Below are 12,707 nucleotides of genomic sequence, written 5' to 3'. Positions count from 1 at the left end.
CCATCAGGCTTTTGTGGACTACAAAGACGCGATCGCTGCATTAGCAGACTTCGACGATGCCGACGACATTATCAAAGCTATACAGGGCAAAGTTTCTGGGTTGCTTGCTGACCAACGCAAGCTAGAGCAACAAAACCAGAAACTTGAAACACTCACTTCTCACATCCTAGAAGCTTCTGGCGCTGAAGGGGAAGATTTTGAGGCAAAGCTGCAATCCTCTGCCAATAAAGTGAAAGTTCTGGCAGACGATTTGAAGCAAGTCAGAACTCAGGTAGAGCAAGCAGAAGCCGCCAAGAAAGAAGCAGAAACAAAATTAACTCAAGCAGAAAAACGTTCTCTCATTCAGAGCGCGGCCAGTAAGTCTGGAGCTGTTGCAGAAGTTCTCGAACAACTCCTGACGGGCTGCTCTGATGAACTGGCGATCGCCGATAACAACAGCGTCACTGTTGGTGGCAAAGCACTGCGCGAGTATGCCGAAGCTTCCGCAACCTGGAAGCCTTTTCTTCCCGCACTTTTTCATACCACCAAAACGCAGCTACCCAGCGGAAGTGCTAGCGGCAAGGCTTCTACCGATCCAATTGGTGATTACCTGACTAATAACTACACAGTTCCTGACTATTTGAAGGCTTAAACATGGCAAGAGTTAATTTTTCCTCCCCTCAACTTACTCCGCCAGCTTGGGCAGGGGACTTTCTAGATCGTCACTCCCTAATTCCAGGCGGGGCACGCATCAATCCGGCTGATTTTGCTGCTGATGTAGAAGGGCGCAAGCCTATTAAATCCGGCACATTACTAGGTCGGACTTTCGCAGAACGCACAGCGGGAACTGGCTTCGGAGTAGCCGCTGCCACCGATGAGGAAATCTATTTATTGGCGTTCGACGTAACGGATGCCGTTTTCTGTGCAGATTGCGAGCTTTACCGCCACAACAGCTTAGTCAAAGAAAATTTCTTGCCTGACTGGGCAACGATGGCTACTGCCCTCAAAGACAAAATTCGCGCTTTATACCAAACCACCACTGGAGTTGTCTAATTAGATGGATTTATTAACTCTCGTTAGTCAGATGCAAGAGGAGGGTAAATTTGCTCAAATTGCCCGAAATCCTCTTGCTCAATTTCAAGCTCCTCGCCGTCGTTATATCGGTGCCGAGATTTTGCCTGAGCGTCCAGTTGAAGAGAATATGTTTCGCGAGGATGAGGTGAAATTCCGTACCGTTGTAGCGAATGACGGCACCCGCTACAGCCCGACCCAGAAAAAAGACGGAGACTTAATTGGATTCGTTGATGTTGACTTGGGCAACTCCGACATCGCCCGTGACCTGAATGGGCGACAATACGATGCTCTCATCAAGCTTCTAGGGCGCGGCAGCTCAATGGAAGCAATGGCACAAGTCGCCAATTGGGCAGATGTAGTCCTCAACAGAGCATTAGGCGAGAAGTCGGAAAAAGAGCGCTGGGAAGCAATTGTCAACGCCCAAGTTGTCCGTCAGGGCGACAACAGCTATCAGGAAATTGTTAACTTCAGCAATCCAGCAGGGCACCGCGTTACAGCCGTCACACCTTGGTCAGACGATACCTACGACCCCTTTGTCGATATCTTCAGCATGGTTGATCTGCTTTATGCCAAAGGCTATATGGTTAGCCGGATTGTATCGGGGCGTAAAGTCACCAGCATCATGGGAAATAATGACAAGGTTCGGACTCGTACTAGCCGAGTTCAGGTTTCACCTACAGGTCAGATTCAGGGAGTTCCAGGTCGCGCGGAGAAAGCCTCTATTGATGCCATTTTTGGAGCAGACGGACTTCCCCCCATTGAACTGTACGATTTACAATACCGCACACAAAACGGTTCAATACGATTCTTGCCCGATGACTGTATGGTTTTCATCTGCTCAACAGGCAGAGATGAAAATCTTGATTTAGGTGACGGACAAATTTTGCCAATCCAAGACACTTTGGGATACTACGCGATTGGTCGGGCGGTGGGTCAAACTGGGCCAGGTCGAGTCATCAATGTCGTCTCAAAAACTGATAAGCCGCCTCGTTTAGAAGGAGAAGCATACCAAACGAGTTTCCCAGTTGTCCTTGAGCCAGAGGCGATCGCTGTCATCAAAGGGATTAGCTAATGAAAGTTAATCTCGATCAATCCTACATTCATGGCGGCAAGATTTATCCAGCGGGTGAGGAGGTCGAAATTCCTGAAGATATGGCAAAGCGGTTAGGTTTAGTCACGACCACACCAAAGCCCAAGGAGAGCCGTGCCTCTAGTTCTGAGCGATGAATATCGCGTTATCAAGCATCTAAAACTTGCGCCTTCCAAAATTGGGGAGGTACATGAGAAAGCCGAAATAGTGAATCGCTCCGAGCTATTGTGCCAAATGGTGCTAACTGTCCTCGAAAAACTGGATGAGCTAGAAGAGGCGATCGCTACAGAGCAATCCTCAACCAGCTTCGCTCTTACAAAAGCTGATGTTGTCGAGTGGGCACCAGGGCAACGGACAAGCGGGATGGAACAGCTAAAGCTGGCGAAAGCCTATGAACTTGCTCAATACATGGACATCCCTATCGGACGACATCGAGCAATACACACTAGTTCAATGGAATTTCAAGCCTATTGATTGGTCGGAAATAGTTATCTATAGAGTTCAGCTCTATAGATAAGCAAACAAGCTCTATAGATAAGGAAGAAGATGCCAGGAAGTTTTACAAATTGGGCAGAAGCTCAAATCCTCAATGCTGAATTAGGGGGAGTCAACTGGGCGGTCAACAGCACGCTCTACTTCGGATTTACCCTAACTGCATCTGGTGAAGCGGGGGCGGGAGCAGAACCCGTTTCGGGAAATATGACGCGGGTAGCAGTTGCTAACAATCTGGCTAACTTTCCCGCCGCTGTTAACGGACTCAAAACCGTTACGGCAGATATCCAAACCAACCTAGCTACTGCGAACATTGGGTCAGTGGTCGATCTAGTCATCTGGGACAGCGCGGTTGCAGGGAACGCCGTTGCCTATGCCCAGCTCCCGGCTGCCAAATTAGTCCAGATGAATGATGGCTTGTTAATCCCAAGTGGCAGCATTACTATTCAAGCTCAGCCCGGAGGCTTCTTCTCACTACTGGTGAAGAATGCATGGCTGGATCACATATTCGGCGGCGTTCCCCGCCAGATCCCGCCGACTTGGTATGTCGGCTACGTCACAGGTACGCCGAACGATACCGCACCTGGAGCCGAACCGATTGAGCCTAGCTATGGGCGAGTAGCCTTCGCTAATAATACCGTCTACTTTCCAGCCGTTTTACCTGGTCAGGGAAAAACTAATGCCCAGCCAATCGTATGGTCTGAAAGCACGGGCAGCCAAGGATTGATTAGCCATCTGATCTTTTTTGACGATGCGACCGGGGGTAACTACTGCGGACGCAATCAAGTCCCTGCCACATCTATCGACCAGTACGACATCCCTTTTGTAGCGGCTAATTCCCTCTCTATCTCGGTGGACTAAATGCCCCTCGTCGCAATCACTCCATCTCCTATCTCTTCAAGTTTTGCCGTTGCGGTCACACTGGTTAAGCGACGGCGTAAGTTCGCACCTCGACTAATTGCAACGAGCTTCCTGACCAGTGTTTCAACCGTCAACCGCATCCGAAAGATTGAGTCAACCTCGCTGAGCTTCAAGAGCGATGGCAAAGTTGTTCCCTTGAAGCGAAACCATCGGTTGGCTCCTCAGCCAGTCCAAACAGTTTTTGCCCTATCTGTGCCAGCGGTGCTGTACTTAAACCCCATGCAGAAGCCAGAAGGCACAATTTCTGCTGGAGGGACTTTCTTAGCTGGACAAAGGCTCAGAGCGGGAGATTTGTACACCTTACAAGTCCGCGTTATTGGGGAGAGATTAGCAAATTTCCAAATCTACTTCCGGGCTGCTAGCACGGTGGAAATCGGAGGAAAAACGCTGCTCATCTCCAAATCCCAAGGGAAAGGGATTACTGTTCCAGTTCAGGGAGTAGATCCGGAAACAGGAAAGGAGCTAGTAACCGCTAATGTCTTCATTTACGGAACAGATACAGCGGCAGTCTTTAAAGAAACAGAATTCCGGTTTGAGCTAGAGGTTGATGATGGGCTGGGAGTTCGGTACACCCTCAAAGATCAAGGCAGCTTTAGCATCTACCCTGATTCCCCTCCCTAACTACTTCGGTTCGTCCGAAGTTAGGGAGATTCCGGTTTAGAAACAAAACTTCCCTTACCAACGGGTAATACAAGCCCGTCAACAGTTGCTCGAATCCGATAACTCAAAGTAATTGGATTCGACGACGGCAATGAATCAAACAACGTTTTTTCTAGGGTTGTCGAAGCGGACATTTCCCCAGGCGTTTGAGAAACAATTTTGATTGAATCGTCTGAGGTTGTTTTAGTGGTAAGAAGTGAAGCCATTCCACTCGTGTAGTGTTTGACTTCAAAAACTAAAGTCGCTCCTACTAAATTCACATCGTTTGATTTGAGCGAGAAATTAATTGGAATGTCGTAGCTGCGCTCAAATTCGCCATTATCTAGGGTGCTTCCCAAAACATGAACCTCACTGTCGATTTCAAGAACTTTAGCAACTGAACTGATACCAGGAACCGTTAGAGCAATGCTCAAAGAACTCAAGACTAGCCGCTCCCCATTTAAAGACCGGGTCAACGCCACTTTAACCTTTCAAGTACCCACTGCACAGATGGGGAGCGATAGCAGAGGAAATCCTGTTCCAGTAACAGAGTCCCTAACAGTTCACTGCTACTTTAAGCCTGATAATCGCCCTCGCGAGCTGTTCTTCCCTGGCATTGGTGAGAAAGAGGAGCCGATGATTGGCTATGCTGTCCTGCCAATGCAGCTTCCAGCCTCAATTAAAGATGGAGCCATAGCACAAGCAGAAGTCGGAGAGCTAAAAGGGAAGTTCACCTTGAAGCGCCAAACCTTACCTATACCTGAGTTTGAAAGGGAAGCAGGGACTAAGTTTCACGGCATTTTTACAAGGCAGGTCTGAGGATGGATGCGATCACGCTACGAGACAAAATTCAGGCAATCCTTTCAGACCTCCTAGGAACCTACACCTTTCCAAATGGGCAAACTGTTCCGGCAATTAGTATCTGGCATCCCAGCTATCCGCCGAAAGGAACTGAAGCGTCGGGACTAGAAGTGACCCTGATTTTTGCCTATGAATCTCCGTTACAACCCTTAGTAGAAGCCAACCTTGTAATCTATCAATCGCGCTTAGAACTGCGCCAATGGAATCCTGATGATGACACTGTAGAAGCCACAAATCGCTTAATTGACCAGCTACCAGAGATAAGTCTTGTCCGCCCTCGAATCCTTCCAATTAGCCAGCTAGACAACATCGAAAGCCGAACTATCGAGCTTGAACACCCCTTGATCAGGAGACGCAAATAAATGGCACATCCGCCTATCAGAGGCAAAGATGTAAAAATCACAATCGCGCTGCTCGGCAAAAAACCGGGCGATCGCATCAAGCCCACTCCAGAAACCCTCGCCATCGGAGCCGCTGGCCCCGCCAAAGGAGCAACAACAATTACTCTAGCTGGCGCTCCGACTAATGTTATTCAGTCAGGACAACGGCTTTTGTTTGTGGACGAGGACGGTAACGAGTTTATTGCCGTCGTCTCCGCAAAACCAACATCGACAGCTTTAAGCGTTCGGGCACTGGACGAAGCTATTCCCCCTGGGGCAACTGCCCAGTTCCCCGTCAAAATGTGGGATCGCACCGATTCCGGTGTTGATCGCTCCTACAACATGGCTTCTGTCAATCATTATGATGATGGAGGCACCAGAGACGGTGTATCGACAGGTTCTGAGAAGAACATTTCCCTTCCTGGTATTTACTACGAAAAGAATGCTGGATTGATTACTTGCCTGCACGCAGCAGATCAAGGAATCCCGATTTGGATTCGGCGCGAACTTCCACCTCCTAGCGATGCCTTCAGCACGGGGCGCGTAATTGAAGGAGCAGGTCTTATTACGGGTGCGCCCGATTCCGCACCAACAGATAACTTCGTGACGATGGATTTGAATGCATCCTTCGTTGGCGATGTCCTGGAGGTTTCGCCTCTAGCTGTTGCTTAATGTTCGTTTCACTCCTCAAAAGCAAAGCTGTTTTTGCTTGTCACTGCGAAATTGGAAGTGACAGTATTTTGATCGGCATCCTCGTGGTTAACGAGGCACTTGAGGAGTGCGAACTGACAGATCCTGACACCAAAGAAAAGTATCAGGTCTTTTTCCCAAATATTGAAACACCCGCATACGACGTGGAGATAAAGCGTGTCAGAAACAGAACCCTATGAGACTCTATTTGGCGAAGAGCATGAAGAAATATCTGCCCCTGGCTGTGGCAAGCTTGTGCTTCCCAGGTATGGTTGCTCGACTGTTTGCGAAGAACGTGAATTTCGCCGCATTTACAGCGCCATAGATCGAGAGAAAATCAAAAACCAGGATATTGAGGCTGATCTAGACCTCAAAATCGACGTTTGTACCGTAGTTATCAAGTCACGGTTAGACCCTAACTGGAACCGGGAAAAGACTCTTGCCAGAGTCTGGGATTTACCCCAAGGAAAAGTAATTGGGGGAATGCTCTTGCTAGAAAAACTGTTTGACTTTTGGGCAACCCACGAAATGAACCGGGGTAAGGTCAGCGTAGAACAGAAGGATTCAGCCCCAAAAAAACCTTCGAGTGGAACGAAATCTACTGGCGGCTAAAACTGGCATTTCCAAACGAAGAACGCTTCAACGCCAAGAACTTTGGCAGATGCCCCATCCTGCTCATAGAGCAGGCTCTAGCGGCATTTAACCAGCACCAGTTAGAAGTTGCCAATATGCAGGCAACTCCCGTTGCTCAAGCCGCATTGGCAATCTGCGCTCTCAAGGGAGCCAAGAAAGTCAAATCGAGCATGTTCAACCCGTACGGGCAGGCACTGTATGAGCAGATGTGCAAAGAGCTTATCTCTCCTGCTGCTGCCAGAACATTTTTAAAACTTGCTAAGGAAGCAAAAATCCCAACCTGGGTAACAGGCTACTTAGACATCGAACAAATCCAATCCGCCGCAAAGTAATGACAAACTACAAGCTCACTATAAACGTCGGGGCGATCAACGCTGCCACTGAAAAAGCTTTTGCAGAAACAGCTTTGTTGTTAGGGCGCAAGTTTTCTGAAGTCATTACCGAGCCGAGAACGTGGGCTGGCTGGAGCGGCCCCCTCGACATTGTGGATACTGGCAGGCTGCGATCTTCCCAGCAGATGGTATTTGCCAGCCCAACAGAAGCCGTTTTTGCTTGGAGCCTCGAATACGCCGCTCCAGTTCACGAGGGGTATGTCACAAAAAACGGCACTCAGATACCAGGTAGACCCTGGACGCAAATTGCTCAGCAAGAGATGAATGTCCAAGAAACCTTTGCTGTTTTGTATCGCCAGCAGTTGAGGTGACATGGAACTAGGGCAGCTACAGCTAACTCTATCCGCTGATGGGGCACCAATTCAAAATGCTCTCAGACAAGTTCGTTCTGAGGCAGCAGATACAGCGTCCGCCATCAGCGGCATGTTTTTGGGAGCTTTTCCTGCAACTGCGGCTGTCACTTTTTCGCAAGCATTTTTCGTTGGTATTGCCAACGATATTGAGCGCCTTAACACAGGATTAAGCACCACAGAACTTCTACTAGGCAACCTAGAAAAAGGATTCCAAGCGGTTGGACAAATCGGAATTCTAGAGTTAGGCAATATTGCTGCCTTTCTTAAAGAGGATTTGTTCGAGGGGCCGCTTGCTGGAATTCAGCAGGGAATGCTGGAGCAAGTGGGGTTAGGACAGCTCAATAGCCTATATGGGCTAGCTTCGGGGGCTGACAATGCTGTTAAATTGGCTCTGCCTGCACTACAGGGAATTACGCTTGGCATCCAAGGGATCGATGATGCTTTGGCAAATATTCAAGGGAAAGCCAATGCTGCCAGTACTTTCTTCATTGGCATTGCAAATAATGCAGATCTCGTCAAGGATGTTCTAACTTCCTTAGCAAAGCTGATCGACGATGGAATTGAAAAGGCGATCGCCCGTATTAAATCTCTACATCCTGCTTTAGCGACCGCTGGCGATCTTCTTCAGTCCCTAGGTGCCGATTTTCGATTAGGCACCTCAGTTCTTGGAGAATATGTCGAATCAGCAGAAAAAGTTGAAAAAGCGGCTACCGGAATGTCCCAAGCATTTGGGCATGTCCAGTCTGCGGCAGGAACTGCCCGTAGTGGCTTGGGGCTAGGGCAGTCCGCCCTCAATGAATTTGGCAAGACCGCTGATAAAAGCAAGTCTGCTCTAGAAAAATTCCGAGCCGGACTTAAAGATATAGCAGATGCAGGTACACTTTTTAGTTCCTGGCAGACAGCAAGCGATATCTTTGATCAGTTTTTTGGCGATCTAGAGCAAAATTTCAATGCTGCAAAAGCAGCCGAAAATCTAGCCAATCGCTTAGATGTAACTTCTAGTTCAGCTAGGGGCGTGTCAGAAGATTTAGAGTTTCTTCGCAAGGTCTCTAACGATTTAGGAACTGACTTCAATGCTTCGGCTGAGGGCTTTGCTCAACTTTCTGCTGCCGCTCAGTTAACCAATCTCAAAGGGGAAAAAACCAAGCAAATATTTCAGGATGTTGCTCAAGCATCAGCAGTCATGAGACTTTCAGCCGCCGAGACTGAAGGCGTATTTCTTGCTCTGCGTCAAAGTTTGAGCGGTGGAACGATTCAGCTTGAAGAACTTAATCAATTATCAGAACGGCTTCCCGGTGCATTCCAAGCAGCATCGCAGGCTTTGGGCGTTACTACGGGCGAGCTGCGTGGACTGATTTCCACTGGGGCAGTCGCCTCAGAGGATTTCATTCCAAAGTTCACGGCTCAGCTAGCAGCTAATACGCAGACAGGGGTTGTAGGAGCTAGCCAGAGTGCTGAAGCATCAGTAAACCGCTTCAATAATTCCCTTCAATCTCTGCAAGTCGAAATGGGGAAAGCTTGGGTGGAAGTGGGAACTCCAGCACTCAATATGTTCTCCGGTGCTTTAGACGTTGCTACAGCCAATGAAGAGCTTTTCTCTACAACTCTTGATGCTCTTCTCATTGCCTCAATTTTCAAAGCTATTCCAGCCTTAATCAACTTTGCAGGAGGCTTCGATGTCATCAAGGACAAAGTGTTCGCAAATACTGGAGTACTGAAGTCCTATGCCATCCAAGTAGCAGTTGCATATGCCGCCATTGAAACCTTCTACCGCATTATGGATCGCGTAAAAAATGGCGCTGAAGGTTTTGATACCTCTATCAAGTCCATTGAACTTTCATTAGAAAGTCTCACAAGCACAGCAAGCAAAACAGGACAAACGATTAAAGATGTTCTTCCACAAGAGCCAGCTCCCACCGATTGGTTAGATGCCCTGGTTCGCAAGTGGAATGATTTGCCATTTTTGTCAAAAAATTTAGATGAAAAATTCGGACTCAATAAACTTCTAGATATCCCCACCAATGCCCAAAAACGACTGGATGATATTCGGATTGCGATCGCCGACTTGGGAGAAGTCAGCGGGAAAACAGCCGATGCAGCTCGCCAGTTACGCGAGCAATTTAAATTTGGGCAGGGGCCACTGGCTGAATTGAAGGCAATCGATTCTCAGCTCAAAAGCTTGGAAGCTCAAAAACTGTCCATAAATCCAGAAAATGAAGGAGCAATTAAAAAACTCGCAGAGGATGAAAAGCAGCTTCTCCAGCAGCGAGTGGAAGCTCAGAAACAAGTACAGGCAACACAGGCAGCGCTAAACAATGCAATCACACAAACTGAACAGCGCCTGAAAGCGATTGACCCCGCCAACGTAGGGGTGAAAGCAGCGCAGGAATTGAGCGGTCAACTGCAAATTCAACTCAATGTCCTTACCAAGGAAAAGACTGCTTTTGATGAACTGGCAAATACCGCCACCAATACTGCACAGGTAATCAGCAATGATTTTGCCAAAGCGACTTCTGACCTGGAGCAAAACTTTGTTAGTGCGCGGGCGGCGATCATTCAAGCCCAGGCAGAGGGGCGGCTATCTGAAGAACAAGCCAATCAGCAGTCATTGGAGGCAGAGAAAAACTATCTATCCGAAAAGCTCAGGCTCAATCAAGAAAATCTTGAAAAGATCCGCGCCGAACTCAATCGTGATGTTGTCACCAAAAAAATCGATTCCACTGCTGGCTTATCTACAGACCAGCAAAAGAAACTAGCGGAAGAAGTAAAGCAACTGGAACAGGAGACTGCTCAGACTCGCATTGAGCTAGCCCAGCAAGTTGTCCGGGAGAAGAAGGCGGCTGAGGAAGAGATGCTGGAAGCTTTGCGACGGGCAAATTCTGAAGCTGAGGCAGTTATCCAGCGTACCGAGACAGACCGAATTGCAGCTATCAAACGCCAGCAACTAGCAGGTCAAATTGGTGAAGAACAGGCAACCCAAAAAATTGAGCAGATCAAAACAGATAGCCTTAATGCCGAACTAGCTCAAATCAAAAAGCAAATCTCAGAAGTTGCGAAGCTTCGCGCCAGTGGCTCATTGTCGGTTGAGGAAGCCAAAGCCAAAGAACTCGAACTTAACCAAAAACTCTCAGACGCCAACTTGCAGTTCCTCGACCGCGAGCTAAAGCAGCGCGAGGAAGTTAAACGGAAAGCCGAACAACTTGCCGAAGAAGAGAAGCGCAAGGCAGAGGAGTATGCTCGCAAGCAGGAGCAACTTGCTGAAGAGGCACGCCGTAGAGCGGAAGAAGCCAAGCGCCAACAACTTGAGCAGATTGAGGAAGTCAATAAGCGTGCTGAATCTGCCATTCGTCAGTCTACAGACCAGCAGATCATTGCAGTCAAACGGCTCCAGCTAGCGCGGCAGATTTCAGAGGAAGAGGGGCAAAAACATATTGAGCAGATTCAAGCCAATGCCACCCAAAAAGAAATTGCTGCCACTCAGCAAAAGCTTGCTCAAGTCAATCAGCTCAAAATGTCGGGGCTTCTGACTCAAAAGGAAGCCACTGAACAGCAGCTTCAACTAGAAGAGCAACTGGGGCAGTTAAACCTGCAACAGATCGATCGACAGCTCCAAGCCCAAAAACTACTTGAGGAAGAACAGAAACGCTCTCAAGAAGAACGGCTTCGGAATATTGAACAAGAAACCGAGGCGCGTCGAAATCAGATTGAGCTTGACCAACAGGCAAACGACATTATTGCTAATGCCCGAAAAAGTCAGCTTGACCTTCTTAATGCCCAGTTGAATCTAGCAGGCGCTCTTGGCTCCCTAGAGGAACAGCGTCTAGAAATCAAGTTAGCGGAGGCGTCTTCTGACGCTGAAAAGTTCCAAATTGAGCAACAGTTGTCCGCAATCAAGCTCAACAATCTCAACGAGTCTCAAGCCATTCAACGACAAATTTTCGAGCTGTCCCAATCACAAAATGCTATTGAGGCAAATCGAGCGGTATTGATGGCTCAGATTGCCGAACTGGAGGCACAAGCAGCATTGGAAAAAGCTAAGGCTGCCAAAGCCTCTCAAGCAGAGCTAGATTCACTTGAAAAGGCACTGTCTCTCAGGCAGCAGATTAGTTCCCAAATGCAGCAAGCCTACGAACAGCAAGGCAAGTTGAGGGATATGGAGCGGCAAGCTCTACAAGCCAATCAGCAGCGAGAGAAAGAGCGTCTAGAGGCGGACATCCGCGCCAAGGAGAAAAAAACAAAAGAAGTTACATCCAGTACGGCAGGAGGAGCTGGCGGAAGTTCGACAAGCAAACCAACAAGCAGCTACAGCCTGGTTGTTGGCAGTGCCCAATGGGAGCAAGAGCGACGCGCTCGCAGCCAATTTGAGCAGACCTTGCAGAAGCCGGGAGACCAACAACTCAACTTACTGCATTCAGCCACGTCGATGCGTGAAAACCCATTCTTCTCGTTGATGCTACAGCAAAACGGTATGGGAAACATAAATGAATTGGCTAATCAATTCCGAGACATGAACCCAATCAAAGCCGCATCCGTTGAGATGCGTTCGGCCATCAGTGGCAAGGACGCCATTGAAGAGTTAAAGAAGCTCAACGAGGGCATTCAGTCTCTAGCGGCGAGACCCTCAACGCTTCAGGTCAATGCAGTTAACCCGGTTAAAGATGCAGGTCGTATTTATTCCAATTTATCCCGCAACGCAGCACGGGGGGCAGGTTTATGAGTCTAAAGTTGAGCATTAACGGATTATCTCTGACTATCAATCGCTGTTCTGACCCTAAGTTCCCAAGGGCGAGAATCCAACCCTATGGAGGATTAGAGTACAGCATTCATGGCACACCCATCGGCGATGGATCATCGTTTGAGCCTAAATTCATCTGGACAATCACTGCCGTTTTACTGCCTGAAGAAGCACTGGTATTAGAGGCTATATACGCCGAATTTGACCGTCAGCGCAGGATGCCACCCTATGCGTCCGCCGATATTTTACTGGTTGATACCTATCAGCAATACATTGAAAGACTGCCCAGAACAAGGGCGATCGCCCCTGGTGCAACTGAATCTCTGATTGGCTCCTCTCATGTAGGCTACTTCCCACAATTTAAGGCCTGGATGGTAGAGCCTCCGGTTTTTTCAGCATTGGGATATTACCGGAGTTGTACCCTCACTTTGCAGGAGTCAGTTTTAGTTTCCGCTTAAACCTATCTTC

The 12,707-nt window shown here is 48.4% G+C and carries 16 protein-coding genes; 15 read left to right on the top strand and 1 reads right to left on the bottom strand.

Annotated elements, in window-relative coordinates; genetic code table 11:
• The first annotated feature begins 13 nt into the window (after window positions 1-13).
• The 7 genes from AC5JR3_RS20370 to AC5JR3_RS20340 all read left to right on the top strand — a co-directional run bounded on the left by AC5JR3_RS20370 (window position 14) and on the right by AC5JR3_RS20340 (window position 4,177).
• On the top strand, window positions 14-631 hold the full coding sequence (locus tag AC5JR3_RS20370) for a hypothetical protein (RefSeq protein ID WP_495848392.1): 618 nt from the start codon (window positions 14-16) through the stop codon (window positions 629-631).
• A 2-nt stretch (window positions 632-633) separates the two neighbouring features.
• The gene (locus AC5JR3_RS20365) at window positions 634-1,032 is read left to right on the top strand and encodes a hypothetical protein (RefSeq protein WP_495848391.1); all 399 of its coding nucleotides are present in this window, start codon (window positions 634-636) and stop codon (window positions 1,030-1,032) included.
• A gap of 4 nt (window positions 1,033-1,036) precedes the next feature.
• Window positions 1,037-2,125 (top strand): major capsid protein, encoded by a 1,089-nt coding sequence (locus AC5JR3_RS20360; RefSeq protein WP_495848390.1) that lies wholly within the window; start codon window positions 1,037-1,039, stop codon window positions 2,123-2,125.
• Complete coding sequence (locus AC5JR3_RS20355; RefSeq protein WP_495848389.1) at window positions 2,125-2,280, top strand: hypothetical protein; 156 nt, start codon at window positions 2,125-2,127, stop codon at window positions 2,278-2,280. The genes AC5JR3_RS20360 and AC5JR3_RS20355 overlap by 1 nt, the downstream gene beginning before the upstream one ends.
• Complete coding sequence (locus AC5JR3_RS20350; RefSeq protein WP_495848388.1) at window positions 2,258-2,617, top strand: hypothetical protein; 360 nt, start codon at window positions 2,258-2,260, stop codon at window positions 2,615-2,617. The genes AC5JR3_RS20355 and AC5JR3_RS20350 overlap by 23 nt, the downstream gene beginning before the upstream one ends.
• Before the next feature lie 72 nt (window positions 2,618-2,689).
• Complete coding sequence (locus AC5JR3_RS20345) at window positions 2,690-3,496, top strand: phage tail fiber protein (protein WP_495848387.1); 807 nt, start codon at window positions 2,690-2,692, stop codon at window positions 3,494-3,496.
• On the top strand, window positions 3,497-4,177 hold the full coding sequence (locus AC5JR3_RS20340; RefSeq protein ID WP_495848386.1) for a hypothetical protein: 681 nt from the start codon (window positions 3,497-3,499) through the stop codon (window positions 4,175-4,177).
• A gap of 20 nt (window positions 4,178-4,197) precedes the next feature.
• Here AC5JR3_RS20340 and AC5JR3_RS20335 read toward each other — a convergent pair whose 3' ends face one another.
• Window positions 4,198-4,638 (bottom strand): hypothetical protein, encoded by a 441-nt coding sequence (locus AC5JR3_RS20335; protein ID WP_495848385.1) that lies wholly within the window; start codon window positions 4,636-4,638, stop codon window positions 4,198-4,200.
• Here AC5JR3_RS20335 and AC5JR3_RS20330 point away from each other — a divergent pair.
• From AC5JR3_RS20330 to AC5JR3_RS20295, 8 genes are all read left to right on the top strand, one after another.
• Window positions 4,622-5,014, top strand: a complete 393-nt coding sequence (locus tag AC5JR3_RS20330; protein WP_495848384.1) for a hypothetical protein — start codon at window positions 4,622-4,624, stop codon at window positions 5,012-5,014. The genes AC5JR3_RS20335 and AC5JR3_RS20330 overlap by 17 nt on opposite strands.
• A gap of 2 nt (window positions 5,015-5,016) precedes the next feature.
• Window positions 5,017-5,418 carry a hypothetical protein gene (locus AC5JR3_RS20325; RefSeq protein ID WP_495848383.1) on the top strand — a complete coding sequence of 134 codons (402 nt, stop codon included), beginning with the start codon at window positions 5,017-5,019 and terminating at the stop codon, window positions 5,416-5,418.
• The gene (locus AC5JR3_RS20320; RefSeq protein WP_495848382.1) at window positions 5,419-6,108 is read left to right on the top strand and encodes a hypothetical protein; all 690 of its coding nucleotides are present in this window, start codon (window positions 5,419-5,421) and stop codon (window positions 6,106-6,108) included.
• Window positions 6,109-6,303: 195 nt separating this feature from the next.
• Entirely contained in the window at window positions 6,304-6,738 is a 435-nt protein-coding gene (locus tag AC5JR3_RS20315; RefSeq protein WP_495848381.1) for a hypothetical protein, read from the top strand.
• Window positions 6,739-6,854: 116 nt separating this feature from the next.
• Window positions 6,855-7,091: a hypothetical protein gene (locus tag AC5JR3_RS20310; protein WP_495848380.1), complete on the top strand. Its 237-nt coding sequence runs from the start codon at window positions 6,855-6,857 to the stop codon at window positions 7,089-7,091.
• Window positions 7,091-7,462: a hypothetical protein gene (locus AC5JR3_RS20305; protein WP_495848379.1), complete on the top strand. Its 372-nt coding sequence runs from the start codon at window positions 7,091-7,093 to the stop codon at window positions 7,460-7,462. The genes AC5JR3_RS20310 and AC5JR3_RS20305 overlap by 1 nt, the downstream gene beginning before the upstream one ends.
• Window position 7,463: 1 nt before the next feature.
• The gene (locus AC5JR3_RS20300; RefSeq protein WP_495848378.1) at window positions 7,464-12,221 is read left to right on the top strand and encodes a tape measure protein; all 4,758 of its coding nucleotides are present in this window, start codon (window positions 7,464-7,466) and stop codon (window positions 12,219-12,221) included.
• Window positions 12,218-12,697, top strand: coding sequence for a hypothetical protein (locus AC5JR3_RS20295; RefSeq protein WP_495848377.1), 480 nt, complete (start codon window positions 12,218-12,220; stop codon window positions 12,695-12,697). The genes AC5JR3_RS20300 and AC5JR3_RS20295 overlap by 4 nt, the downstream gene beginning before the upstream one ends.
• Window positions 12,698-12,707 lie beyond the last annotated feature (10 nt).

Source organism: Kastovskya adunca (assembly GCF_059505785.1).
This window is presented reverse-complemented; position numbering and strand designations above follow the sequence as displayed.

What these genes read in the sequence shown, in the direction of transcription:
- AC5JR3_RS20365 (WP_495848391.1), top strand. Translation starts at nt 634, where the DNA reads ATGGCAAGAGTTAATTTTTCCTCCCCTCAACTTACTCCGCCAGCTTGG.
- AC5JR3_RS20360 (WP_495848390.1), top strand. Translation starts at nt 1,037, where the DNA reads ATGGATTTATTAACTCTCGTTAGTCAGATGCAAGAGGAGGGTAAATTT.
- AC5JR3_RS20355 (WP_495848389.1), top strand. Translation starts at nt 2,125, where the DNA reads ATGAAAGTTAATCTCGATCAATCCTACATTCATGGCGGCAAGATTTAT.
- AC5JR3_RS20345 (WP_495848387.1), top strand. Translation starts at nt 2,690, where the DNA reads ATGCCAGGAAGTTTTACAAATTGGGCAGAAGCTCAAATCCTCAATGCT.
- AC5JR3_RS20340 (WP_495848386.1), top strand. Translation starts at nt 3,497, where the DNA reads ATGCCCCTCGTCGCAATCACTCCATCTCCTATCTCTTCAAGTTTTGCC.
- AC5JR3_RS20330 (WP_495848384.1), top strand. Translation starts at nt 4,622, where the DNA reads ATGCTCAAAGAACTCAAGACTAGCCGCTCCCCATTTAAAGACCGGGTC.
- AC5JR3_RS20325 (WP_495848383.1), top strand. Translation starts at nt 5,017, where the DNA reads ATGGATGCGATCACGCTACGAGACAAAATTCAGGCAATCCTTTCAGAC.
- AC5JR3_RS20320 (WP_495848382.1), top strand. Translation starts at nt 5,419, where the DNA reads ATGGCACATCCGCCTATCAGAGGCAAAGATGTAAAAATCACAATCGCG.
- AC5JR3_RS20310 (WP_495848380.1), top strand. Translation starts at nt 6,855, where the DNA reads ATGCAGGCAACTCCCGTTGCTCAAGCCGCATTGGCAATCTGCGCTCTC.
- AC5JR3_RS20305 (WP_495848379.1), top strand. Translation starts at nt 7,091, where the DNA reads ATGACAAACTACAAGCTCACTATAAACGTCGGGGCGATCAACGCTGCC.
- AC5JR3_RS20300 (WP_495848378.1), top strand. Translation starts at nt 7,464, where the DNA reads ATGGAACTAGGGCAGCTACAGCTAACTCTATCCGCTGATGGGGCACCA.
- AC5JR3_RS20295 (WP_495848377.1), top strand. Translation starts at nt 12,218, where the DNA reads ATGAGTCTAAAGTTGAGCATTAACGGATTATCTCTGACTATCAATCGC.